Genomic DNA, 24,306 nt, shown 5'->3' with positions numbered 1-24,306 from the left:
AATTACGTCTCCCTCGGCACAAAGCCTTGCGCCCGCTGCTGAGCTAATTTGAGACACTCTTTACAAACTGATGAAGGCAAATCAGGTGCAGGAAAATCCTCACTGGCCGGCCCTTGCCAGTCATGCTGGCCTTTCAGGCTAATTAAACCCGGTCCATGAATTTCGATATCTCCCGCTGGCGTTAGCTTGATATACGCACCACCGCAGCCAATAGTAATGCCATTTTTGGCCGTGAGTTGCAGGTGGCCTTGCGTGGACTGCACGCTGATATCTTTTAGCGATGTCAATGAAAGCGTATCGGCGTGAGATTCAACCTCTAACGGACCTTTCGCCGAGACCAAACGCATACCTTCCTGTTGGGCAAGCAGCGATATTCCTTTCGTTGCATTAGCTGACAATCGCTGTGCACTGGCAAGGTTTACTTCACCCTGACTCTGTAAATACAGCCCTTTACCACTGTTGAGCAACATGCCTTCCGGCGTCACGACAGCAATGCCACCAGGCGCGCTTAGCAGCATGGCCGAACCTTTAAGTTCATCCGCGCTTTTCTGCAAAGACTTCAGTGGCTCCACATCTGGCGAATAATTACGGTGTGTCTCCGTAACACTTCCCCATTCGGTAAGCTGGTTGATCGCCCCTTTCAGTAGGCTGATCGATTGCTTCATCTCCAGCGCTTTACCCTGCGCCGCCGCCTGCCCGTCGGCGCTGATAAACAGCCCTTTGCTGGCGCGGATGGCTCCCCAGCTGTCAGTGCGCAGCTCAAAACCTTCGCCGCGCGGCTGGCGCTCACCGTCCACCAGATGTCCGAGATTCAGCTGGCTCTTGCCGCCGTACTCGGTGCTGAGCTTGATGTGCTCCTGGCCGCGCGTGTCATCGAGGCGCAGCTTGTTGTTGGCTGGCGTGCGCAGCACGTTGCGCTTGTAGTTGCGGATGGTGACGTGGTCGGCACGCGAGGAATCGTGCAGCACGCCAGCTATGTACGGACGGTCCGGGTTGCCGTGCTCGAAGCCAATCGCCACCTCGGTGCCCGCCAGCAGCGGCAGATGCAGGCCGTAGGTGTCGCCGGCGAACGGGCGCGCCTGGCGCACCCACAGGCTTTCGAAGCCGCTCTCCCAGCCCGCGCGGTCAAACAGCATATTGACGCGATAGCGTCCGTCGCGGTCAATGTGCCCGTAGGTATCGTTGGTGGTGGTGCTGGTGATGCGCGCCGGTAAGGTGCCCGCCATCACCGGGCGCGGTGCGGGTTCCGGACGGTAGCCGTAGCGGCCCTCAGCCGGGATGCCGTGGAACGCGGTTTCCATGCTGCTGTCGCGCGCCGCGCGGCAGACCAGCGCGGTGATGACCACGCCGCTGCGGAACACCTCCGCCGCGTTGCTGCCGCTGGCGCGCACCACCACGCCCGGCAGCAGCGCCGCGCTGCTGGACCTGCCGCTCAGCTGCGCCTGGCCGTTGAGGTAGCGCTCGTGGCGCAATCGGGCGTAGAACGCGCCGCTTTCCGTCGCGGGGTTCGCGCTGTATGCCTCGCCCGCCTGCAGATAGTTATCCGCCCAATGATAGGCTTCGCCGTAAGTGGTGTCGTCGCCGCCGGTGACGTCGGCCTGCGCGTTCATGTCGGCGCTGGCATCGCGGTAGTTGTAGTCGCGGGTGCTGACGGTTTTCTCCACCACGCGATAGCGGCTCTCCATCGCCCACACCGACTCCACGCCGCTGTCGTGCAGGCCGGACGGCGGCACGGCGGGCAGCGTCAGGCCGGTCACGTAGCCCTGCGGGCCGTCGTAAAACTCCACCACGTCGATGTTGAGGCGCGTGTCGGTGGTGAAGCGGAACCAGATGCCGACCTCCGCCAGCAGGCGCGAGATGAAGCGCAGGTCGTCCTCGTCAAACTGCATCACCTGCTCGCGCTTCGGGTAGTCGCGGCTGAGGTTAAACATGAAGTCCTGCCCGCGCATGCCGTGGCGGTCGCGCAGGATGGCTTCGACAATCTGCGGCACCGACATGTCCTGCCAGATGGCGTTCTGACGGGTGCGGGCAAGCAGCGCCAGGCGCGGCTGCAGCGTAATGGCGTAGCGCGCTTCGTCAGCCGACACGCCGAGCGCATCAAAGCCGGTGACCACGCCCTGCACCACGCGCAGCGGTTCATTTTTTTTCAGCAATTCGCTGAGGCTCTGCTGCGACGACTGCAACGTCAGCGACGCGGCTTTCATCAGCATCGCTTCGCGGCTGATGTGCTTGTCAGTGCTGGTGAAAATGATTATCCAGCTGAACGGCGCGCTCAGCGCTTCTGCGCCTTCGAAGCTCAGCACGTCGAGCGATGAGGTACTGTCGGTAACTTTGAGCAGATGATGATTGTGGCTGAAAAAGGGAATGGGCGGGTTATCACTCATGAATAAATCCTTTTATATCGCCTTCATGGCGTCAACGTTTTCCCGCCACGGCGACGGCAGCGGGAGAACCCGGAAAGATCAGGCCTGAGGTTCCTGCGTGTTTTCATCAGTGCTGTCAGACACGCTGTGAATGCTGTCACGGGTGTTCTTTTGCACCGCTACGGCACCAAACAACGTCATAAAGAACGACACGCCATAAAAGCCTTTTTCACTCGGCATCAGAGTGGCATTCCACAGACCGGTAACCAGCAATATCACGGCAATAGTGAACGCCATCAGGCAAACCATGTGGTAAAGGTGTGTGGTCGGGATACCTTCCAGTCGATCACGCACGGTTTTCTGCAGCGAAACCGCCGCGAACAATCCAAGAATCAATACTGCAAAATAATAACCTTTTTCATTGAGCTGCATTTCTGCACGCCACAGGCCCGCCAGATAAACCAGCATGCCGCCCAGCATGGCAACCCAGGAAATCGCGATAAATGCGGGTGAAACGGGAACATTTTGTGTTTTCATACACACTCCTTGTCATTAAAAAGAACGTCACGTGTTCAGAAGATGAAGACCACTTCCCCTTCTTCATTGGTGTCCAGCGTCAGGCAGTTGCTCAAGGTGTCGCTGGCGCGGCGCTGCAAAATCATCTGGCTCAGCACCGGCAGGATTTGCTGATTGAGCAAACTGTCGACGTTGCGCGCGCCGGTGTCTGGTAGCAGGCAGGCGTCGGTGAGCATGTCGTACAGACCTTCGCCGATGGTGGTGCGGATGCCGTAATGGCGTTGCAGCCGCTGGCTGACCTGCTTCAGTTTCATTTCTACGATGATGCGCATTGCGTCGCGCGCCAGCGGACGGTAAATCACCGTCTGGAACCGTGCCAGCAGCGCGGGCTGGAAGTGGTCGCGCAGGATCGGGCGCAGGCACTCCTGCAGGTCGGATTCGGTAGCGTCCGGCGTTTCGTCCAGCAGCTGCATCAGCGCATCGCTGCCGAGGTTCGAGGTCATCAGAATTACCGTGTTGCGGAAGTCGATTTCGCGCCCTTCGCCGTCGCGCATAAAGCCACGGTCAAATACCTGATAGAACAAATTGATGACGTCGCGGTGCGCCTTTTCCACTTCGTCGAGCAGCACCACGCTGTACGGACGCTTGCGCACCGCTTCGGTGAGGATGCCGCCCTGGCCATAGCCGACGTAGCCCGGCGGCGAGCCTTTCAGCTGGGAAACGGTGTGCGCTTCCTGGTATTCGCTGAGGTTGATGGTGATTAATGACTTCTCGCCGCCGTACAGCAAATCGGCCAGCGCCAGCGCAGTTTCGGTTTTGCCGGTGCCGCTGGTGCCGACCAGCAGGAACACGCCCTGCGGGCCGTTTTCCGAAGTGAGTCCGGTTTTGGCGGCGCGCAGGCGCTGGGCGATGGCGCTGATCGCCGCATCCTGCCCCACCACACGCGTCGCGAGCTGGGTTTCCAGCGTCAGCAGCTCCGCCTGCTCATCCTTCATTAATGAAGAGAGCGGTACGCCGGTCCAGTCGGCAATCACGCCCGCCACGATGCGCGCGTCGACGTCAGCGGTCAGCAGCGGCTCGCCGGGCTGCAGCGTGTCCAGCTCGGTCTGGAGCTGAGTGATGGCGCTGCGCTGGCTGGCGTCTTTGCGCCCCTCCAGCAGCTGCTGCATCAGCGACTGCACGATGCCGTAGCGCTGCTCCAGCGCTTCCAGCTCTTCATCAGTGAACGCAATCTGCGTCGCGATGTCGGCCAGTCGCTCCTGCGGAATGGCGCCGCCGAGCGCTTCATCGTCGAGGATGGCGCGCTGCTCAATATTGAGCGCGTCGAGTTTTGCTCTGAGTCGTGTGATGGCTTCTGGCACCGTGTCCTGGCTCATTCGCACGCGCGCGGCGGCGGTGTCGAGCAGGTCAACCGCCTTGTCCGGCAGTTGGCGGCCGGTGAGATAGCGACGCGACAGCGTGACGGCGGCGCGCACCGCCGCATCGGTGATGTGCACGCCGTGATGTTCGGCGTAGCGGGATTTCAGGCCGCGCAGCATCAGGCAGGCGGTATCGTCATCCGGCTCGTCGACTTTGACCATCTGGAAACGGCGCTCCAGTGCGGCGTCCTTCTCGAAATACTGTTTGTACTCGCTCCAGGTGGTGGCCGCGATGGTACGCAGCTCGCCGCGCGCCAGCGCCGGTTTCAGCAGGTTGGCCGCGTCCGCGCCGCCCGCTTGGTTGCCCGCGCCGATGATGGTGTGCGCTTCGTCGATAAACAGCAGGACCGGATGAGGCGCAGCCTGCACCTCGATAATGATGTTTTTCAGGCGCTGCTCGAACTCGCCCTTCACCCCCGCGCCGGCCTGCAGCATACCGAGATCCAGCGTATGCACGCTGACCGGCTTCAGGCTGTCCGGCACGTTACCTTCAACAATGCGCAGCGCCAGCCCTTCCACCAGCGCGGTTTTACCCACGCCCGGCTCGCCGACCAGAATCGGGTTGTTCTTGCGGCGACGCGACAGGATATCGACCATCTGACGGATTTCGTTGTCGCGGCCAAACACTGGGTCGATTTTGCCGCTGCGCGCGTCAGCGGTGACGTCGCGGGTGAAGCGGGCAAGGGCTTCGGTGGTTGGGGTTTCGGTTTCACGTGCCGCGGTTTGTTCGAGGCTGCTGACGGGCATCTCCAGCTGTTCCGCTTCCGCACGCTCCTCAGACTGCGCTTCGAGCATCGGCTGTAAACGCTCAAGCTGGCTCATGCGTAGACTGAGCAGCGGCCACAGCCCTTCGCAGCGCACCAGCGACGGCTGTTCGGCCAGCGCCATCAGCAGATGGATGCTGCGGATTTGTGGGGCGTTATCGGAAGCCGACGCCATCAGCCACGCCTGCTTTAACAGGCTTTCGAGCGAAGCGGAGAGCTGGGGACGCCCGCGCACAGCGCGCGGCTGACGGTCGAGAAACACCAGTAAATCCTGCCAGATGGTGTCCATATCCCACTCGTAGCGTCGCGCGATGACGGTGATGTCACCCTCGCCCTGCTCCAGTAGTTTGAGCAGCCAGTGTTCCGGCTGGATTTCTGCGTGCGCGCGGGTCTGACACAGCGACGCGGCAGCCTCCAGCGCCTGCGCGCAGAAAGGGTTGAGGCGACGCAGCAAGGCGGCTGACTGACTGTCCATAGCAAAGTTCTCCTGATTGGGGGCACGCTACCGCCCCTCGCCGTGTACCGAAGCGCATAAGGTCAGCAGGTCTGAGGTGGAAATGACTTGTGGTTTCACCCGTCGAAGATGAAATCACCAGGCATCTGGCGTGGTGGGTATTAAGGTCGCCATAAATGGCGACCCTACGATCCGGCGGGTGTAGAAATCTCCGCCCGGCGGAGGGATTACGCTAAATAGTTCGTGTCGCAGGAAGGCGGCAAGCGAGTGCAGCCCCGGGAGCTTACATAAGTAAGTGACCGGGGAGCGCGAGCGCAGCCAACGCCGTTACAGCACGAAATATGACGCGTAATCAGGCGGTGGCGCGTTCGTTCCACGAGTCGGAATGAATAATGTTGCCGTCTTTATAGGTCCAGGTGATTTTTTCGTAGCGCAACTCAATCTGCTCCAGATGGTTGTGCTTCTCTTTCGACGGGTCTTTGACGTCATGCATGATCGGATTGACCTTCACCACCTTCACGTTCTCGAGTTTGGTGTTGAAGTACTCCACTTCCTGACCGGCATCGCTGATGCGGTACCATTTGAACTCCGCCGACTTCAGCGTCTGACCGGTGGTGACCGCTTTATAGAGATACGGGCTGGATGAGTCGATTTCCTTGGTGAACAGGAACGGCGTGTGAATGCGCGTGCCGGTCAGCTTGCCGGTGTTGTTATCGGTCGGGATGTAGAGGTTGTGCTGCTGCGCCACCACCTCAATGCTGCCCTCACGGTCCTGCACGTCCACCGATCCCTTGATGTCCGCACCGCCGTCGTCCTTCAGCCACAGATAAACCGGAATTGCCATGTTGTTACTCCTTTTCTTCATGATTGCCGTCACCATCCTGTGATGACGGAGGGATTGCGTCCGCTGCCTGGCAGGCATCAGCCTGCGGCACCAGACTGATTTCAACGCGCCGGTTGGCTGCGCGGCCTTCGGTGGTATCGTTGGACGCCATTGGGCGACTCTGGCCAAAGCCCTGCACCGCGAAACAGCTTTCATCCACATCACCGGTGTCGCGCATCCAGTCGCGTACCGCTTCCGCGCGCTTCAGCGACAGACGCTGATTCAGCGCCGGATTGCCGGTATCGTCGGTATAACCCGCGACTACAATCAGCCAGCCCGCGCGCGCTTTGATGTTGACCAGCGCGTTCACCATCACTTTGGTCGAGTCCGTTTTCAGATCGGATTTGCCGGAATCGAACAGCGACATCGCATCCAGACGCACCAGCGTCGGCTGCGGTTTGGGCTTCGGCGCCGGTTTAGGTTCAGGCTTAGGTTCAGGAACCCATGAACTGATGGCGTGCAGCACCGGCAGACGCAGATGACCGCCCTGATACAGTCCCAGCCCCAGGCGCAGCGGCACGCCCTGACGCGCATAGTTATCAAGCTGGCTGGCGTCCTCGCGCAGCACATGTACAGCAGCAAGCTTCGGCGCGTAATCCGTCATAGCAATGCGGTGGTAGTGTTCGAGGTCGAATACAATGCGCCGGATCAGCGACTGGTTATTCCAGGCCACCGCACAGAGTGCAATGACAGCGGCAACGGCGAAGGCCGTGATCGCCCTGTGCAACGCACGAATGACTGGCGTCACGCCACGGCCTTCTGGAAGCAGCGGAAGGATAAAGTCAGGCAGGATGACGGCTGTATTCGCTGCGGCACCGGCGCTGCGGATGGTGGTGTGCTGCCACAGCCAGGCGCACCACAGAGAGTCATTGCCAGTGCCAGGCGTAGCGGGTTGCAGCTGCAACACATATGCGGCGGGTATCACGGCGGCGACATCACTGTGTGCCTCCGACAGCACGCGCAGCACATGCTGGCGCGTCCACGCATCCAAAGAGTTGAGCAGGACCTGCTGCTGCATCGCCACGCTGCCACCCGACTGCAGCCATTCGCTGGTGCCACGCGGCGCGGCGTCATCCTGCCAGATTTGTGGGCTGTTTCCCGCCAGCTGCACCTGCCAAAGCGGTGCAGCACACTGCGTCATCTCGCTGGCAACACCGACATTAAGCAGCAGCGGCAGCGACTGGCGGGTTTCACGGCGCAGCAGCGCGATTTGCCAGCGCAGAGCAAACAGCGCATTTTCCAGCACTGCGCTGTCCTGCTGTTGCTGGGGACTGATATTGAGGCAGATTGAAATCTGGCGGCCCCAGTCAGGGCGTTGCTGCAGCAGCTGGCGCACGCTGTGTTGCAGTTCGCTGCTGTCTTTCACGCGAATAAAACAACCCTGCGGCAGAATGCGTACCGCTTCCTCGTCTGACAAGCCACCTGCATCGCAGCACAGCACCACCGGCTGGCGGTAAGCGGCATCGGGTAAATCAGTCCATTCCTGACTCACTACCTGCCTGCGGCGGCGCAGCACTCTGAACGTTACCGTGCCAGCAACCAGCAGTATCGCCAGCAGCACGAGAAAATCGCTGCTGCGCGCAAAGCTTAGAAACTGCGTGCACAACACCGCTGCAAGCAGCCAGATCCAGAGCACCAGCAGGCGGGGAAGCAGCGGCTTCATCCTTTAACTCCGGGCAGCAGCGTCGTGATGAGGTGATCTAGCCAGTGATTCAGTCCCCACCACAGCGCGGCCAGCAGCAGCGCGGTCAGGCCAAGACGTGCGGGCCAGCTACTGAGCCAGCCCGCGCGGAGCCCACCGCTTGCCAGCGATAACAACGGCGCATCCGCCGCTCGCGTGAAAGGGGGGACGCGTTTAGTCAGCGCGCTCATCAGTTGCTGGCGTGCGGGCGTATCAGCAGACACATAACCGCCAAGAAATCCCAGCATCATCACGCGATGAAAGCAGGTCAGCACCCTCTCGTCGGCTTCCGGCTGTGCGAGAACCTGCTGCATGCGATCGCACAGCGTTTCACCCGCGTCCATGGTTTGCAAAAAATGGCCCTGCAGCGGCATGTGATACCACTGCAGGCAGGCATCATCCTGCACGCCGCGCCCTTTCACCGCCTCATCCAGCAGTGCGCACTGCGCCAGCAGAATGTCCTGACAGCTCTCGCGGCTGACGCCCGCGTCACGCAGCGCCAGCTGCACCCGCTCCGCATCAGCGACGCAACGCTGCCACAGCACCAGCCCTTCACCGTCGGCAAATTCCGGGCCGTGTCGCAGGCTGATCACCTGCAGCCAGGTGTTTTGCAGCAGCGCATCAATATCGATATTTTTTGCTTCAGCACTCATGATCTCAGCACCGCGAAGAGTTCCAGTTCCGGGTCGCCCAGCGTGCCGGGGACATAAAACATGCAGCTGGCGCTCTCGAGCATGACGCGTGCCGCCGGATGCGACAGATCCAGTGAGAAATACTGGTTCTCCAGTCGCAGCGGAATGGCGGCCGGCACGTGGCTGAGCGGTTTCAGTGGAATACCCAGCTGCGAGCTGTTGACCAGCGCAGTCACGTCATCCGGACTGCCCACTTTGCACTGGCGCGGGAACTGCTCTTGAAGTTGCGCCACCGGCAGCGGCGAGCGCACCGACAGGTAGAAATCCGCTTCCTCGCGCAGGCGTGGATCGTTGAGACGCGCCTGCCACTGGCGCAGTCGACGATCGTGGCTCATCTCTATCGCCACCATGCGCGAAGGCAGACTCGCCTCGAGCAGCGTGCCGAGCAGGCTGAACAGCGGCGGGAACACCTCATTCAAATTGTCATGGTGGTAAGCCGGGATAGCGCTCACCTGATGCTCCAGCGAGAACGTCAGCAAACTGCCCGCCAGCCTTGCCAGCTCCGGATAAAGCCGTTCCGGTGGGCTTTGCGGATGGCGCAGAAAATCAGCCAGCAGCGGTTCGGCACTGTTGAGCGCGTTGAGCAGCCAGAACAGCGACACATCGGCAACGGCGAAATCGGCCATGCGCTGGTTGCTTTCGCGGCGCATCGCCATCAGACGCACCAGCCGTGCACGCAGCTGCGTCACCAGTTGTTCAAGTGCCGTCATCAGCCACGGGCTGGATTGCAGGGTCAGCAGCGGCGGCAGGAACTGGCTGTCCAGCGCCCAGCCGCCCTGCGCATCCTGCTGCAGACGCGCCACCGCACAGGTCAGCCAGTCGCTGTTGTCCTGATGTGCATAACGCAGCGTCAGTTCAGGATGCAATACCGCAACCTGCCGGATGTCATCTCCGAACAGGTTGCGGATATCGCGCCAGCGCTGGCGAAAGCGTACCGGGCGCTCGGCCACGTCGCTCTCCTGCAGGCAGTTGCCGCCGTTGGCATAGAGCTGCGGCAGCGCCAGAACAACCGTCACTTCCTTCTGCTCCGCCTCAAGCGTCAGCGTCGGTGGCAGCGGATCGGCGTTGTGCGTATCCACCAGCGTGCCGTCGCGAAAGCGCAGATGCAGATGGCGCGGCTTAAGCCGACCAAGCTTCAGCGCTTCCGGCTCAAACTCAACCTGAAATACGCCCCACGGCTGATTAAGCCCCATGCGCGCAATGCACTCGCTTTGCCACGCCTGCCAGGCGGACTGCTGCTGAAAGTGCTGGGGCGAGATCATGGTGCCCCGGCCCCAAAGTGGTTGTTCTGTTTTCATCCCTGAGTTCCGCCTTACGCTTTAGCTTTTGGCATCTGCGACACCAGCGACAGGTTCACGTCCATGCCTTCCACCTGGAAGTGCGGAATGGCGAACAGCTTGACGCGGAAGAAGCCCGGGTTGTCTTCGATATCTTCCACCAGCACTTTGGCATCGCGTAGCGGATGTGAAGACTGCAGCTCGTCGCCGGGATCGGTCATCTCGGTCACCAGCGTGCGCACCCAGGTATTCAGCTCCAGCTCCAGCAGGCGGCGATCCTTGGTGGTGCCGATGTTTTCGCGCTGAATCAGCTTCAGGTAGTGCGCGATGCGTGACAGCAGGAAGATATACGGCAGACGCGCGTTGATGCGGCTGTTAGCGGTGGCATCGGCGGTGTCGTAGATTGCCGGTTTCTGCGTGGAATTGGCCGAGAAGAAGCAGGCGTAATCGCGGTTCTTGTAGTAAGAAAGCGGGATGAAGCCGAGGTTGGCGAACTCAAACTCACGGGTTTCCGGGATCATCACCTCAGACGGGATTTTCACCTGGTTGCCGGTGCCGAGATCGTAGAGATGGATCGGCAGATCCTGCACCGCACCGCCCGCTTGCGGGCCGCGAATTTGCACGCACCAGCCGTTGCTGATGAAGCTCTGCACCATATTGGCAGCAAAAGCGAACGAGGCGTTGGTCCACAGATATTTGTCGTGGTCCGGGCCTTTCACCTCTTCAACGTAGTTGAAGCTGCGCACCGGCACGGTGTCCGGGCCGTACGGCAGACGACCAAGCACGCGCGGCATGGTCAGGCCGATGTAGCGTGAGTCGTCGGTGTCGCGGAATGATTTCCACTTGATGTATTCAGCGCGGTCAAAGTAGTTGCCGATGTCTTTGATCGCCGCCACCTCTTCCATCGAATCTTTCAGGAAGAACTGCGGGCCAACCGAACCGATAAACGGCATGTGCGCCGAAGCGGCGACTTTGGACAGATTACGCAGCAGCGCCACGTCCTGCGCCGAGGCATCGAACTCGTAAGCAGAGATCACCGCACCAATCGGTTCACCGCCCGGCGTGTCGTATTCCGCAACATAAGTTTGCAGGTAAAGGCCGCTCTGGATAATTTCCGGCGCATCTTCAAAGTCCTGACGCAAATCGTCTTTCGACACGTCCAGCACTTCGATCTTCACGTTCTGGCGGAAGTCAGTTTTATCCACCAGCGACTTCAGGCCGCGCCACGCCGATTCCACTTTCTGGAATTCGTCGTGGTGCATTACCGCGTCCAGCTGGCGGCTAATCTGGCGATCCAGCTCGGCGATGTGATGATCCAGCAGGTTTTTATCCAGCTTTTCTACTTTCGCGCCGCTGATTTTCAGACGCGTCAGGAACACCTGCATGGCTGCGGTGACGCGCTCGTCAGCGGTGGCATCCGACATCGCCTGGTTGTCCTGCCAGACATTCAGGTCACTCAATTCTGACACCGGATTGAGGTTAATTTTTTCAAACAGCGACGCATAGACGCCGCCCGCCGCAGGGCGATCCAACACGGTGGTTGCGCCATTGGCATGGGTTTCATTCTGAACTGACATCAGCATTCTCTCTCAATAGTCCGTTACGGGGATGTTTAGGCTTGATCGGTGGCTAACGCAGACAGTTCGCTGCGCAGTTCGTCGCTGAGGGCGGGATCTTTCAGGATAACTTCCAGCTCCTTGCGGAAGGTGACGTTATCCAGCAGGTTGGATTTGAGGTCGCGCAGCAGGTTGCGCATCGCCAGCATGGCGCGCAGCTGGGGGATTTGGCGCGCAACCTGCTCCGGCTCGAAGTCCTTCATGTCGCGGAAGTTAAGCGCCACGCTCTCTTCGCTGCCGTCGCCGGCCAGCGTATTCGGCACGGCAAAGGAGACGGCAGGCGCGATATCGGCCAGCACGCTGTTGAAGTTGTTTTTGTTGACGTTGATTTTTTCGCGTTCAGACAGCGGGCGATCTTCTGCGCCGTTACTGAAATCGCCGGTCACCAGCAGCTTAAGCGGCAGCTCGGTTTTTTTGGCTGCGCCACCGGTGTGCAGGTCGAGCTTCAAATTTATACGGGCTTTAGGGATTTCATTCTGATAAGAGTTGCTCATGTTTACTCCTTGTAAAAATGGCGTGGAAAGCACGCGTAGGCACACTTCCCCTGTGTGTTACCGCGTGAATATATAACTGAATAATTTGGAAGGCAATAAAGCGGAGCGATGAATTTCATCTGATTTTTATAGGAAAATTCTTTCTTCCTAGGTTAAATCATTGATTGACGCTGGAAGTACACCTAAGATTAATCTCAATGTAAGTTTTTTTAAATCACGTTGATTTAATACAAGCGATACTTTTACGCGAATAAATAATTCAATTTCGCTAATTCTTAATGAATTGAGAGGGGTGAGGCTTGTCAGTTGCGGAAAAGAGCACCAGCTCAGTTGAAAGCTGGTGCAAAGGGGAGTTATCGGCAGGTTAACTGTTGCGCTGTAAGTGACTGCTTACAAATGCGCGGCAGCGCGGGGAGATGGGATCGCTAAATACCTGCTGCGGCGAACCGGCTTCCTCAATCTTGCCCTGATGCAGGAACACCGCTTTGTTCGACACATCGCGCGCGAAGCCCATTTCATGCGTCACAATAATCATGGTGCGCCCCTCTTCGGCCAGGCTACGAATCACGCGCAGCACTTCACCTACCAGCTCAGGATCCAGCGCTGACGTTGGCTCATCGAACAGAATCGCTTTCGGCTGTTGCGCCAGCGCTCGAGCAATCGCGACGCGTTGCTGCTGGCCACCAGAAAGTTGCGACGGCCAGGCATTGCGCTTTTCGTACAAACCTACCTTATGCAGCAGCGCCTCAGCCTCTTCTATCGCCTCTTTACTGCTGCGCTTTTGCACATGTACCGGCGCTTCGATGATGTTCTGCAATACCGTTTTGTGTGGCCACAGATTGAAGCTCTGGAAGACAAAACCCAGCTGCATGCGCATCAACTTGATGCGTCGCTGCTGCTCGCGGCTGAGCTTCTCATCGGGATTATCGATAGTGACCACTTCGTCGCCCACCGCAATTTCGCCGCCCTGCGGTACTTCCAAAAACGGAATGCAGCGCAACAGGGTACTTTTACCTGAACCGCTGGCACCAATCAGCGAAATCACGTCGCCATCCTGCGCCGTCAGGCTGATGTCGTGCAGCACTTCGTGCCCGCTATAACTTTTTCTGAGATGGCTCAGGGCAATAGTGGGTTTACTCATGGACGTGCTCCAACGTGATAAGGGGACAAACGGCGCTCCAGCAGCGCCACCGCTTTACTCACCAGCACGGTCAGTAGCAGATAGATAATTGCCGCGCTGATAAACACCTCCAGCGCGCGGAACGTCTCAGAGACGATCGAGTCGGCAATGCCGGTCATCTCCATCAGGCTGATGGTGCTGACCAGCGAGGTTGATTTGATCATCGAGATAATTTCATTGCTGTAAGCCGGCAGCGCCTGACGCACCGCCAGCGGCAGCGTGATGCGCCGCAGTAGAGTAAAGCGCGACATGCCGCTCACTTTGGCCGCTTCCAGCGACTGCACGCTCACCGCATTGAGGCCGCCGCGCAATATCTCCGAGGTGTAGGCCGCATCGTTAAGCACCAGCGCAATCAAACCGCACCAGTACGGATCGCGCAGCAGCGGCCACAGCACGCTTTCGCGTACCGCCGGCAAGCTGCCAAGGCCGTAATAGATCATGAAGATCTGTATCAGCAGCGGCGTGCCGCGAAATACCCAAACGTAGAAGCGCGTGACATAACTGCCAAGCCGATGCTGCCGCAGCAAATTCAGCAGCAGCGCCAATACGCCACCGCCCAATAGCGACAGTAGCGCCAGGTTGAGCGTCAGCGGCAGGCCGCGCAGTAAAGCAGCTAAGGTGTGCTGCAGGAAAGTGACATCCATCGTGGCTCCTTACAACCGCGCGCGTTGTTGCCCGCGCATGGCCACTTTTTCCACATAGCGGAAAACAAAATCGGAACAGGTGGTGATGATCAGATAGATCACCGCGCCAACGCTGTAGAAGAAGAACGGCATCTGCGTGGAGTTCGAAGCAGTGGAGATCTGGTTCATGGTTTCCACCAAACCGGTCACTGAAACCAGCGCCGACTCCTTGATCACCGATTGCCACTGATTGCCCATGCCCGGCAGCGCGGTTTTCAACGCCTGCGGCACAATCATGCGGCGGAACAGCATCAGACGTCCCATCCCGGTCACCGTGGCGGCTTCCAGCGTCCCTTTCGGAATCGCGTAAAATGCCCCGCGAAACACGCTACTTTGATAGGCGCCAGAGATCAGGCCGATGGCGATCGCGCCGGCGACAAAGCCGTTTACATCGAACGGGCCTTGCAGGCCAAGGCTTTCCCCCACAAACGACACCACCTGACGACCACCAAAATAGAACAGATAGATCACCAGCAGCTCCGGCACGCCACGAAATAGCGTGATGTAGCCGTTGGCGAGGCGCTGTTGCCAGCGCGCACCGCCAATCTGCATCCAGCACAATAGGCTGCCGAGGATTGCCCCGAGCAGCCACGCACATAACGAAACGGTGACGGTCACCGTGGCGGCGTTAAGCAACACGCCGCCCCAACCTTCGTCACCAAAACCTAAAATTTGCCAATCAATAGCCATAAGCGCCTGGAATTACTCTTTAGGTGCGACGTTTTCGCCGAACCATTTTTCAGACAGCTGCTTCAGCGTGCCATCTTTGATCATCGAATTTAACGCGCTATCCAGCGCCGCTTTCAGCTCAGGATTGTTTTTCTGAATCGCAATCGCCGAGCCCTGGCCGAGCACGCCGCCCGAGAAACCATAGCCGGTGCTGTTCACGGTATCCGCATGTTTTTTCACGTAAGCGTTGAGGTTAGTACGAGACGCCATGACCGCATCAACGCGCCCATTCAGCAGGTCAGCGAAGGTTTCCGGACCGGCCTGATAGGTGCGAATCGTCGCCACGTCGGCCAGGTATTTATTCAGGAAGTCAGCCTGAATGGTGGCAACCTGCACCGCGATGGTTTTGCCTTTGAATTTCGCTTTTAGCGCATCAATAGATTTGGTCATGCCGGCTTCGTCATCCGCCAGCACCACTTCGCCATTGCCCGGCAGCGTATCCACCGCGCTGCCCTTCAGGGTGACGAACCCCGAAATACTCACGGTGTATTGGCGCGAGAAATCCACCACTTCTTCACGTTTTGGCGTTACGGTCACCGCATCTATCACCGCGTCATATTTACCGTCAACCAAACCTGGAATCATACCGGACCATTTCTGCGCCACGATTTCATATTTGAAACCGGCACGTTTGGCGATTTCAGCCACCATATCCGGTTCATAACCAACGATTTTGCCGCTTGGCGTCGATTGGTTAAACGGGGGATAGGCCGCTTCAGTAGCGAATTTCAGCGTACCAAAATCTTTAGCCTGTACCAGAGCGGAAGAGGCAAGCAGCAGCATGCCAACAGAAGCGGTAAACAGTCCTTTACGCATCATCATAAGACCTCAGAGTTGGTTATTTTTTAAGAGAGTAAATCAATGGCTAAACGGGCTAGCGCCTGCGTGCCGGCATGGATACTGCGCTCGTCGGGTTGATAATCCGAGTTGTGCAGATGGTCGTCGCGTCCCGGAGCGCCGGATCCAATGTGGATCTGGCAGCCTGGCGCACGCTCGGTAAACAGGGAGAAATCTTCGGCCCCAAAGCTGGCGCTCGGTTTAGCAACAATGGCTTTACCAAACTGGTGCGACAAAATCGGTTCCAGCGCATCAATCAACGCATCATCATTCATCAACGGCGGCACGCCACGCTGATAATTGACCTCAACGCGCACGTTCAGCGACAGCGCCACACCGGCGCAGACACGTTTAAACGCCTCTTCGATATGCGCGCGTGCGGCAGGAGATTTAGCGCGCACTGTGCCCTGAAGCAGACAGCTGTCGGAAATGATGTTGTGAGTGGTGCCACCATGAATGTGACCAATGGTCAGCACCGCCGAATTAGCGGGATCAAGTTCGCGCGAAATAATGGTTTGCAGCTGGCTGACCAGATTCACCGCCGCAATGATAGGATCGGTGCCCATGTGCGGCCGGGCGGCGTGGGTAGATTTACCGTGCACCACCACATCAAACTCGTCGCTGGAAGCGGTGCTGGCACCGCGCGTCAGACCAATTTCACCGGCGGCCAGTTCCGGTTTGTTGTGTAGCGTGATGGCAAGGTCAACACCTTCTGCCGCGCCGTCGGCGATCATCGCTTCAGCACCGCTATCGGGCGTCTCTTCCGCAGGCTGGAAAATCAAACGTAAGGTGCCATGCAGCTGCTCGCGGTAGTGCGGCACAATCGCCGCGACACCCAGCATGGTGGCGGTGTGAATATCGTGGCCGCAGGCGTGCATTTTGCCGGGATATTGGCTGCTGAAGGGCAGGCCCGTTTGTTCGTGAATCGGCAAGGCATCCATATCGGCGCGTAACAGCACGGTTTTGCCGGGATGCGCGCCAACAATATCCACCATGACGCCGGTTCTGCCGACGCCGGTTTTTGGCGTAAGTCCAAGGCGTAACAGCTCCTGCTCAACGATGTGAGCGGTGCGCACGGTGTCGAAACCCAACTCTGGGTGCGCGTGAATGTCACGGCGAATGGCGATGAGATGCGCTTGCATGCTTTCGCTTTTGGCGCTGATGTTCCTGGCTAAAACATCTTTATGATCGGTCATATTTGCGAAGATCTTTCTCAGGCGCGAGCCTGGCCTTTATGGCATTTTTATTAAAATTGATTCCGTATTTATTCACAGCATCCAGCAGAATGCAACGCGCAATATTTTTGGTTACTTGCTGAATTTGCGCGATATTTTGCTAATCCACTGCGCAAGCAGGATAAAAGCCCATGTCTGCATCATTAAGCAGTTATAACATTCATGATCCAAGGTGGATCATCAGTTTTACTGATTTCGTTATTGAACAAATATCAGCCGTTAACCTGAGCTAATAGCCAGTCGCGCACCGCTTTTACCGTCGTTTGCTCACGCGGACGCTTTGGCCATATCAGATACCAACCCGCCTCCAGGGCCATTTGCCTGCTAAACGCCGCCACCAATCGCCCACTCGTCAGGTCGTTCTGAACAAAATGCGGGCTAGTGAGCGCTATACCTTGCCCGCCAATTGCCGCCTCAAGCGCCAGCGCGGTTTGATTGAAACGGAGATGATGGGCGTGATGCAGCGACAGGCTGGGAAAGATAAACGCGAGAAATGCCGGCCACAGGTGATGCCCATCATGCACCAGAGCGTAGCGCTGGAAGTTCTGACTCTCGGCCGGATCGCCCAGCTCGGCCAGTAAGGTGGGGCTTACCACCGCCAGCACCGTTTGGCTAAACAGCAATGTAGCATCGAGGCCGGCGCCGAACGGCGGGCGACCATAGCGTACCGCTAAATCAACGCCTTCATGATGAAACTGAACCAGCCGTTCCGAGGCCAGCACGCGCAAATCGATATCTGGCCAGGCGGCGGTAAAACCCGGCAGGCGCGGCAGCATCCAGCGGCTGGCAAAGGTGGGCGTCACGCTCAGGGTTAAGCGATTTGGCTCCGGACGTAATGTCCGCGTGGCCTCATCAATCAGCTCAAATGCCTGGCGAATACTGACCGCATAACCTGCACCCGCACCCGTCAATGCCAGACTGCGCGGCAATCGCTCAAACAGTTTTAGACCAAGGCTGGCTTCCAGCCCACGAATTTGCTGCGCAACCGCGCCTTGTGTCACGCCTAGCTCTTCCGCCGCCAGACGGAAATTAAGATGGCGCGTGACGGCTTCGAATACCTTTAACGCATTCAACGGCGGAAGCTGGCTAAATCCGTGACTCATCCTGTAGTTTTCCTATCGTCAAATGACAATCAAACTGACTCTCTGTGGCTGAAATTACCTTTTATACTGGCTTAAATCGATTTTTAATTGAGAGGATAGCGGATTATGACAGTAGAAAAAGTTGCAGTGATTGTCGCTGGCGGCAGCGGTATGGGGGCGGCAGCTGCCGAAAAGCTGGCAAGTGACGGCTATAAAGTGGCGATTCTCTCTTCGTCCGGTAAAGGCGAAGCGCTGGCAGAACGGCTGGGTGGGTTGGGCGTAACAGGCTCCAACCAATCGGTAGACGATCTGCACAAGCTGGTGGAACACACGCTGGCACGCTGGGGCCGTATTGATGTGCTGGTTAACAGCGCCGGACACGGTCCACGCGCACCGATTCTGGAGCTGAGTGATGAGCAGTGGCAGCTCGGCATGGAAACGTATTTTTTAAATGTGGTGCGCGCCACGCGACTGGTGACGCCAATCATGCAGAAACAAGGCGGCGGCAGCATTATTAACATCTCATCAGCGTGGACCTTTGAGCCCACCGATATGTTCCCGACCTCCGCGGTGTTCCGCGCTGGTTTAGCCTCGTTCACTAAAATCTTCGCTGACACCTACGCGACCGATAATATTCGCATCAACAACGTGCTGCCTGGCTGGATCGACAGCCTGCCGAAAACCGATGAACGCCGCGATAGCGTGCCATTGCAGCGCTACGGTACGTCTGCAGAAGTGGCGGCGACCATTGCTTTCCTCGCCTCGCCGGGCGCGGCCTACATTACCGCTCAGAATATTCGCGTAGATGGTGGCGTAACACGCAACGTATAACCAGACAATTCCTTACCGAAATTCCGCGCATGGATCAGGTCCATTCGCGGCTTTATCTTGATTAGCTGTTCATCATTTGCGCACAAAACCAAGACTGGTCTTGTCGATCTCATTCCTTAAAAGCAGTCAGAATGTTCTCATTCGCTGACAGTATCTTCTTACTGCAGCTTGCGAGTTAATCATTTAATTTTCGGAACTGAGGTCACTATGCAAACCCTTATACGCACTCATTTTTCTACTATTTTTAACGTCGAACGTCACCGTGTTTGGCAACTGGTATTGTCCGGTTGCGCGCTGTTCTGGATTCTGGCTGTCGTCGCCGTCATGGCGATTCGTTAAGTTAATGTGCCAGTAAACGGCCGGACAACTGTTCCGGCGGTAACAACTCAAACGCCCGCTTCATTATCCGCGCCTCTTCTGCCGGGCTTCGACCAAACATCCGTTTGAACTCACGATTAAACTGCGAGTCGCTCTCATAACCTACGCGCGCTGCCGCGCCAGCGGCGGTGAGATTATCGCGGATCATCATCAAACGCGCCTGATGTAAACGCAGCGATTTAACATATTGAATCGGCGAGGTTTGCGTGACGGTTTTGAAATGCAGATGAAAACGCGGCACGCTCATTCCGGCTTCGTTTGCCAGATGCGGCACATTTAGCGGCTGACGCCAGTCCTGATGAATACGCTGCAGAGCACGGGCGATGCGGCCAAAATGGCCTTGATAGGTTAACGCCGCGCGCACCGCGCCGCCCTGCTCGCCCATCAGCACGCGAAAACAGATCTCTTCAACCCGCGCTGGCGCCAATACTTTGGCTTCGAGTGGATCGCTCAGCGCTTCCAGCAAGCGTAAGGTACTTTCCGCTAATGCCTGATCAATGGGCGTCGAGATAATGCCCGCTGGTGCCGCAGTCATCGCCGTTTCAACGCTGGCCAGCTGCGCCACCAGCCGCGCCACCATGGCAACATCCAGGCGAACAGCAATACCCAGCAACGGCTCTTCGGAGGTTGCCTCAGTCTCAGCAGAGAATGGCAACGGTACCGACAGCACCAGAAAATGCTGTGCATCGTAGCGATACATTTTGTCGGCCAGAAACGCGCGTTTCGAACCCTGGCAAATAATAATGATACTGGGTTCATACAGCACCGGCGTGCGCGCCCACTGCCGATCGGCACGCATAAAGCGCACGCTGTCCAGCAGCGATTCGGTATAGCCTTCCTGACGTGCCAGCTGACTGAGCAATGCGCAGGTACGTTGTTGAACTGAGAGCGCCATAAATGATGTTCCGCAGAGAGATTCAGGCAAAGCATAGCCATCAAGGTGATAAATACACAATGGTAGCGAGAGAATCAGGCAAACATGCGCCACGATCGGGTCTGTCGTCTAACGTATGATTCATCAACAATAGCCTCGTCAACTTAACGAGGAGTACGTCATGACCCACTCAAATCCTAAAGTGATTATTTTAACCGGCGCCAGTAGCGGCATAGGCGAAGGCATTGCACGTCATCTGGCGCAGCAAGGTCACAAACTGATTCTCGGTGCTCGTCGCGCCGATCGCCTGACGGCGCTTTACGATGAGCTGCGTTTAGCGGGCGCAAGCGTGGATTATTTGCTTACCGACGTCACTCGGCGTGCCGATACACAGCAGCTGGCCGATTTTGCGCTGGAGAAATATGGCCGCATTGATGTGATGATTAACAATGCAGGTGTCATGCCGCTGTCGCCGATGAGTTCTATGAAAGTCGAAGAGTGGGATTTGATGCTGGACGTCAACATTCGCGGCGTGCTGTATGGTATCGCGGCAGTGCTTCCTACCCTGCAGACCCAGCAGTTTGGCCACATCATCAACATCGCGTCGGTTGGCGCCCTGACGGTTTCCCCCACCGCGGCGGTGTACTGCGCCACTAAATTCGCAGTGCGTGCCATTTCCGATGGTCTGCGCCAGGAATCACAGCATCTGCGCGTTACGGTGATCAATCCGGGCGTGGTGGAGTCTGAACTCGCCGATAGCATCAGCGACCGTGTTGCGCGTGAGGCAATGAAGAGTTATCGCCAGATTGCACTGCAGCCGGAAGCGATTGCCAAAGCGGTAAGTTGGGCCATCGAACAACCTGGCGAGGTTGATACCAGTGAAATCACCGTGCGCCCTACTGCCAGCGCACATTGAGGGTAAAAATCCGTGGCGATTTCAGGCTGAAATCGCCAGATTTCATACTCATCTGTCGTATTAGCGCTTTAGCCTTGCCGCTGCCTGCTCGGTTGCCAAACGGCGTCGGGCAATAAAATCCTGCATCTGATTTTTCGCCTGGGCCAGTCGCGCTGGTGAGGCGCTGCGCGGAGAGCCAGAGTGGAATGGCGGCGCCGGATCGTACTCCATCTGCAGCTGAATATTCTCCGCTATCTCGCAGCCAAACAACTCCTGCGCCACCGTTAAGGCAAAATCAATGCCTGAGGTGACGCCCGCGCCGGTGATGCGGTTGCGGTCACGCACCACGCGTTCCGCTACCGGCGTGGCGCCTAAAAGGCTGAGCTGATCCAGCGATCCCCAGTGCGAAGTTGCCCGATATCCTTGCAGTAATCCCGCAGCGCCTAACACCAGCGAGCCAGTGCACACCGATGTCACCCATTGCGCGTTTTGCGCCATACGCCGCACAAAATCCAGCGTTTCGTCGTCGTCCATCAGCGCGATTTGTCCTGGACCGCCGGGAATGCAAATTAGATCAAGTTGCGGACAGTCGGCAAAGGTCGCGGTTGGCACAATCGCCATGCCACGATCGGACATCACCGGCTGGCGATCTTTCCAAATCAGATAATTTTTGACGTTGGGCATGCGGGCAAACACTTCCCACGGGCCGGTGAGATCGAGTTGCGTGAGGTTGGGAAACAGCAGCAGACCGATAGTGAAAGGCGAAGAAGCCATGACAATCTCCTTGAGCAATCAGAGCGTTATCATGGCCTTGCTTTTAAAGTGAACGCAATGGATTAATTCAGCAAACTGCACACGACCAATACGGCCACGTTACAGCCAGCCGGCCTTTTTCAACCGCCACCACATCACGCAGCAGATGACGATTGTCACGCCCACCACCGCCGGATAACCGAAGTGCGTGTGCAATTCCGGCATATCGGGAAAGTTCATGCCGTACATACTGAAAATAATCGTCGGTACAATCAGGATCGCACCCCAGCCGGCGAGCTTTTTATTCACTTCGCTCTGCTGCACCGACACCAGCGCCAGATTGACCTGCATCGCGCTGGTGAGCATCTCACGCATATCTTCCGCATCAATCATCACGTGATGCGCATGATCCTGCACATCACGCAGATAGGCGCGCAGATTTTTCGGGATGATATCTTCATGAAAACGCACCAGCTGCTGACAAATTTCTGTCACCGGCAGCGCCGCATTGCGCAGCGCTAACAGTTCGCGACGCAGGTGGTAAACGTTTTGCAACGCATCGCTGTCGAAGCGAGTGGTAAACATGCCCTCTTCCAGCCCACCAATTCGATCGTTTAGGGATTCGGTGATTTTGCTGTAGTGATCAACGATGAAATCGAGGATGCAATAAAGCGCATAGCCCGGACCTTCACACAGCATCGATTGATTTTTTTCCGCTTTAGTGCGAATCGCAGCATAGCCTTCTGACGATCCATGACGCACGGTGATCAAGAAGTTTTTGCCAAGGAAGAAGTGCGTTTCACCAAAAGTGATGCGCTGCAGATCGTCCATATGTGCGGTTTTCACCACGATAAATACTGAATCGCCATATTGCTCAATCTTCGGTCGCTGATGTGCCACTAGCGCATCTTCTATCGCCAGCTCGTGCAGGCTGAACTCCTGTTGCAGCGTCTGCATAAAGGCCGGTTCAGGTTGGTACAATCCCATCCAGACAAAGGATTTCTCCTCTTTCAGCACTTCGCTGATGTCCGCAACATCAACATGCTCTTCACGCTTACCGTGGCGATACGCAACGCAGTTAATTACCATATTCGCGCGATCCTTGTTGTTTGCACTGTTTATCATTTTAAGCCTTAAAGCTCGCGGACCATTTCAACACAGGCGAGATCGGCTTGCGCCAGCGCCGAAGGGTATAACGCGTCACGCACCACGTGAAAACCGTGGCGTTGATAGAAACTGCTGGCGTTGGGCGTGGCGGCGAGCGTCAATTGTTTAAAACCGCGCTGCCGTGCTTCATCAATGATCGCCTGCATGATCGCGCTGGCATAGCCTTTGCCATTACAGGCGGGCAGCGTGAAAATTGCCTCTACGCTGCCGTTATGGAGATCGAGAAATCCGGTAGCGGCCACGCCTGTTCAGGATCGTCTATCACAAAGAACGGATTGCGTTTTACCGCCGCAAAGTAACCAGCGGGTAACGCATCGGGCGTCCATGCATTGATGACTTCTGCCGGATAAACACCCTGACAACCGTGGCGTATGGCGAGATTGCGAATGCGCCACAACGCGGCAGTTTCATCGCAGCGGGCTAAACGCGGTTTCATATAGGTTCCTGTTTGCTGTTGTTCCGGGATATCACACAGTAGCAAAAAGGTTTAAGGCACGCCTAAATAACGCAACAATGCCGTCATCAGCGCAGCGCCAATGATGACTAAAATCAACGGGGTGCGACGCCACGCGAGAAACACCGCAAACAGCACGCCGGCGATACGCGCCACTCCGGCGAAGTGGGTACCTTCAAACAGTGCGGTGGTGACCGCCACCGCCAACAGCAAAACGGTGGCGGCATCAGATAACATGCTGCGTACCCGTTCCGACATCTGCATGCGGCTGCCAAGGCGGTAACCCGCAAAGCGGATGGCATAGGTGCCAACCGCCAGCAGTGCTATGCCCGCGATGATCAGATTATTTTGCATTCTTACGCTCCCGCCAGCTCAATAATCCGAGTAGTGAAAACAGCACCGGCATCCCCGCCGGAACAAACGGTGTCGCCAGTACCGACAATGCCGTGCCAAGCGTCGCCGGAATAAGCGTACGACGCTGGCGCAGCGCGGGGAAAATCAAGGCAATCAGGATCGCCGGAAACACCGCATCAAGGCCAATAGAGGAAACGTCAGGAATAAAGCGTCCGATCACCGCACCGCCAATCACTGACAATGGCCAGATGGTAAAAATGCCTAAGCCACAGATCCAGAACGCCGCCCGCCGCTGTGGCAGGTTGGGTTGAGAAATGCCGAACACCACGCTTTCATCATTCATGATGTGGCAGCCCAAAAGGCTGCGACTGCCCTTACCGACCAGATCTTTCACCGCAATACCAAACGGCAGATGACGCGCATTGACCAGCAAACCGGCCGCTGCCGCCGTCAGCGGACTGCCGCCACCGGCCACAATGCCGATAAACAGAAATTCCGATGCGCCTGCCAGCACCAACGTCGAGAGGGCAATCGGCACCCACAGCGGAAAACCTTCTGCTGCTGCCAGCGAACCATACGAAAGCCCGACAATACCGTCGGCCAGACACACCAGGAAAATGGCTTTTATTACTCCGCGATCAAGCGGCACTGCACCCAGACGCATCACAATTTGATCTCATATCGAACAGGAAAGCC

The 24,306-nt window shown here is 57.4% G+C and carries 22 protein-coding genes and 1 pseudogene; 2 read left to right on the top strand and 21 right to left on the bottom strand.

All coding sequences use genetic code 11. The annotated features are described in order from the left end of the window. Nucleotides 1-2: 2 nt before the first annotated feature. The 15 genes from WFL93_RS08260 to WFL93_RS08190 all read right to left on the bottom strand — a co-directional run bounded on the left by WFL93_RS08260 (nt 3) and on the right by WFL93_RS08190 (nt 17,925). Complete coding sequence (locus WFL93_RS08260; RefSeq protein WP_336777831.1) at nt 3-2,384, bottom strand: type VI secretion system Vgr family protein; 2,382 nt, start codon at nt 2,382-2,384, stop codon at nt 3-5. Nucleotides 2,385-2,462: 78 nt separating this feature from the next. Then, a complete protein-coding gene (gene yiaA / locus WFL93_RS08255; protein ID WP_336777830.1) occupies nt 2,463-2,900 on the bottom strand; it encodes an inner membrane protein YiaA in 438 nt (145 codons plus the stop codon). 35 nt (nt 2,901-2,935) lie between these two features. Next, complete coding sequence (gene tssH, locus WFL93_RS08250; protein ID WP_336777829.1) at nt 2,936-5,536, bottom strand: type VI secretion system ATPase TssH; 2,601 nt, start codon at nt 5,534-5,536, stop codon at nt 2,936-2,938. A gap of 331 nt (nt 5,537-5,867) precedes the next feature. Continuing rightward, entirely contained in the window at nt 5,868-6,359 is a 492-nt protein-coding gene (hcp, locus tag WFL93_RS08245) for a type VI secretion system effector Hcp (RefSeq protein WP_049853083.1), read from the bottom strand. 4 nt (nt 6,360-6,363) lie between these two features. Then, the gene (locus tag WFL93_RS08240) at nt 6,364-8,061 is read right to left on the bottom strand and encodes an OmpA family protein (RefSeq protein ID WP_336777828.1); all 1,698 of its coding nucleotides are present in this window, start codon (nt 8,059-8,061) and stop codon (nt 6,364-6,366) included. Further along, nucleotides 8,058-8,732 (bottom strand): type VI secretion system protein TssL, short form, encoded by a 675-nt coding sequence (gene tssL / locus WFL93_RS08235; RefSeq protein ID WP_180824152.1) that lies wholly within the window; start codon nt 8,730-8,732, stop codon nt 8,058-8,060. Before tssL ends, WFL93_RS08240 begins: the two co-directional genes overlap by 4 nt. Then, nucleotides 8,729-10,069, bottom strand: coding sequence for a type VI secretion system baseplate subunit TssK (gene tssK / locus WFL93_RS08230; RefSeq protein WP_336777827.1), 1,341 nt, complete (start codon nt 10,067-10,069; stop codon nt 8,729-8,731). The genes tssL and tssK overlap by 4 nt, the downstream gene beginning before the upstream one ends. 14 nt (nt 10,070-10,083) lie before the next feature. After that, the gene (tssC, locus tag WFL93_RS08225; RefSeq protein WP_336777826.1) at nt 10,084-11,631 is read right to left on the bottom strand and encodes a type VI secretion system contractile sheath large subunit; all 1,548 of its coding nucleotides are present in this window, start codon (nt 11,629-11,631) and stop codon (nt 10,084-10,086) included. 29 nt (nt 11,632-11,660) lie between these two features. After that, complete coding sequence (tssB, locus tag WFL93_RS08220) at nt 11,661-12,158, bottom strand: type VI secretion system contractile sheath small subunit (RefSeq protein WP_336777825.1); 498 nt, start codon at nt 12,156-12,158, stop codon at nt 11,661-11,663. 364 nt (nt 12,159-12,522) lie between these two features. After that, a complete protein-coding gene (locus tag WFL93_RS08215) occupies nt 12,523-13,299 on the bottom strand; it encodes an ABC transporter ATP-binding protein (protein ID WP_007886047.1) in 777 nt (258 codons plus the stop codon). Then, entirely contained in the window at nt 13,296-13,982 is a 687-nt protein-coding gene (locus WFL93_RS08210; protein WP_007886048.1) for an ABC transporter permease, read from the bottom strand. Before WFL93_RS08210 ends, WFL93_RS08215 begins: the two co-directional genes overlap by 4 nt. 9 nt (nt 13,983-13,991) lie before the next feature. Then, nucleotides 13,992-14,711: an ABC transporter permease gene (locus WFL93_RS08205; protein WP_007886056.1), complete on the bottom strand. Its 720-nt coding sequence runs from the start codon at nt 14,709-14,711 to the stop codon at nt 13,992-13,994. Nucleotides 14,712-14,723: 12 nt separating this feature from the next. After that, nucleotides 14,724-15,572, bottom strand: coding sequence for a transporter substrate-binding domain-containing protein (locus WFL93_RS08200; RefSeq protein WP_180824146.1), 849 nt, complete (start codon nt 15,570-15,572; stop codon nt 14,724-14,726). A 23-nt stretch (nt 15,573-15,595) separates the two neighbouring features. Then, a complete protein-coding gene (locus WFL93_RS08195; protein ID WP_336777824.1) occupies nt 15,596-16,783 on the bottom strand; it encodes a M20 metallopeptidase family protein in 1,188 nt (395 codons plus the stop codon). 251 nt (nt 16,784-17,034) lie between these two features. Beyond that, complete coding sequence (locus WFL93_RS08190) at nt 17,035-17,925, bottom strand: LysR substrate-binding domain-containing protein (RefSeq protein WP_336777823.1); 891 nt, start codon at nt 17,923-17,925, stop codon at nt 17,035-17,037. Between the two features lie 105 nt (nt 17,926-18,030). Here WFL93_RS08190 and WFL93_RS08185 point away from each other — a divergent pair, with 105 nt between their 5' ends. Next, the gene (locus tag WFL93_RS08185) at nt 18,031-18,735 is read left to right on the top strand and encodes an SDR family oxidoreductase (RefSeq protein ID WP_336777822.1); all 705 of its coding nucleotides are present in this window, start codon (nt 18,031-18,033) and stop codon (nt 18,733-18,735) included. Between the two features lie 340 nt (nt 18,736-19,075). Here WFL93_RS08185 and WFL93_RS08180 read toward each other — a convergent pair whose 3' ends face one another. Further along, nucleotides 19,076-20,008, bottom strand: coding sequence for an AraC family transcriptional regulator (locus tag WFL93_RS08180; RefSeq protein ID WP_336777821.1), 933 nt, complete (start codon nt 20,006-20,008; stop codon nt 19,076-19,078). 160 nt (nt 20,009-20,168) lie between these two features. Here WFL93_RS08180 and WFL93_RS08175 point away from each other — a divergent pair, with 160 nt between their 5' ends. Further along, nucleotides 20,169-20,903: an SDR family oxidoreductase gene (locus WFL93_RS08175; RefSeq protein ID WP_336777820.1), complete on the top strand. Its 735-nt coding sequence runs from the start codon at nt 20,169-20,171 to the stop codon at nt 20,901-20,903. Nucleotides 20,904-20,963: 60 nt separating this feature from the next. On the opposite strand, the gene WFL93_RS08170 is transcribed toward WFL93_RS08175, so the two are convergent. The 5 genes and pseudogenes from WFL93_RS08170 to WFL93_RS08150 form a co-directional block, all read right to left on the bottom strand. After that, entirely contained in the window at nt 20,964-21,656 is a 693-nt protein-coding gene (locus WFL93_RS08170) for a DJ-1/PfpI family protein (RefSeq protein WP_336777819.1), read from the bottom strand. Nucleotides 21,657-21,755: 99 nt separating this feature from the next. Further along, complete coding sequence (corA, locus tag WFL93_RS08165; protein WP_049853099.1) at nt 21,756-22,724, bottom strand: magnesium/cobalt transporter CorA; 969 nt, start codon at nt 22,722-22,724, stop codon at nt 21,756-21,758. Between the two features lie 44 nt (nt 22,725-22,768). Next, nucleotides 22,769-23,238: pseudogene (locus WFL93_RS08160) on the bottom strand (GNAT family N-acetyltransferase). 51 nt (nt 23,239-23,289) lie between these two features. Next, nucleotides 23,290-23,610 carry an AzlD domain-containing protein gene (locus tag WFL93_RS08155; protein WP_007886078.1) on the bottom strand — a complete coding sequence of 107 codons (321 nt, stop codon included), beginning with the start codon at nt 23,608-23,610 and terminating at the stop codon, nt 23,290-23,292. Next, the gene (locus tag WFL93_RS08150) at nt 23,600-24,274 is read right to left on the bottom strand and encodes an AzlC family ABC transporter permease (protein ID WP_336777973.1); all 675 of its coding nucleotides are present in this window, start codon (nt 24,272-24,274) and stop codon (nt 23,600-23,602) included. Before WFL93_RS08150 ends, WFL93_RS08155 begins: the two co-directional genes overlap by 11 nt. Nucleotides 24,275-24,306: the final 32 nt, after the last annotated feature.

This window comes from Pantoea sp. USHLN256 (assembly GCF_037149875.1).
GTDB lineage: Bacteria > Pseudomonadota > Gammaproteobacteria > Enterobacterales > Enterobacteriaceae > Pantoea > Pantoea nemavictus.
Note: the sequence above shows the minus strand (reverse complement) of the source record. Positions and strands in the feature narration are given on the sequence as shown.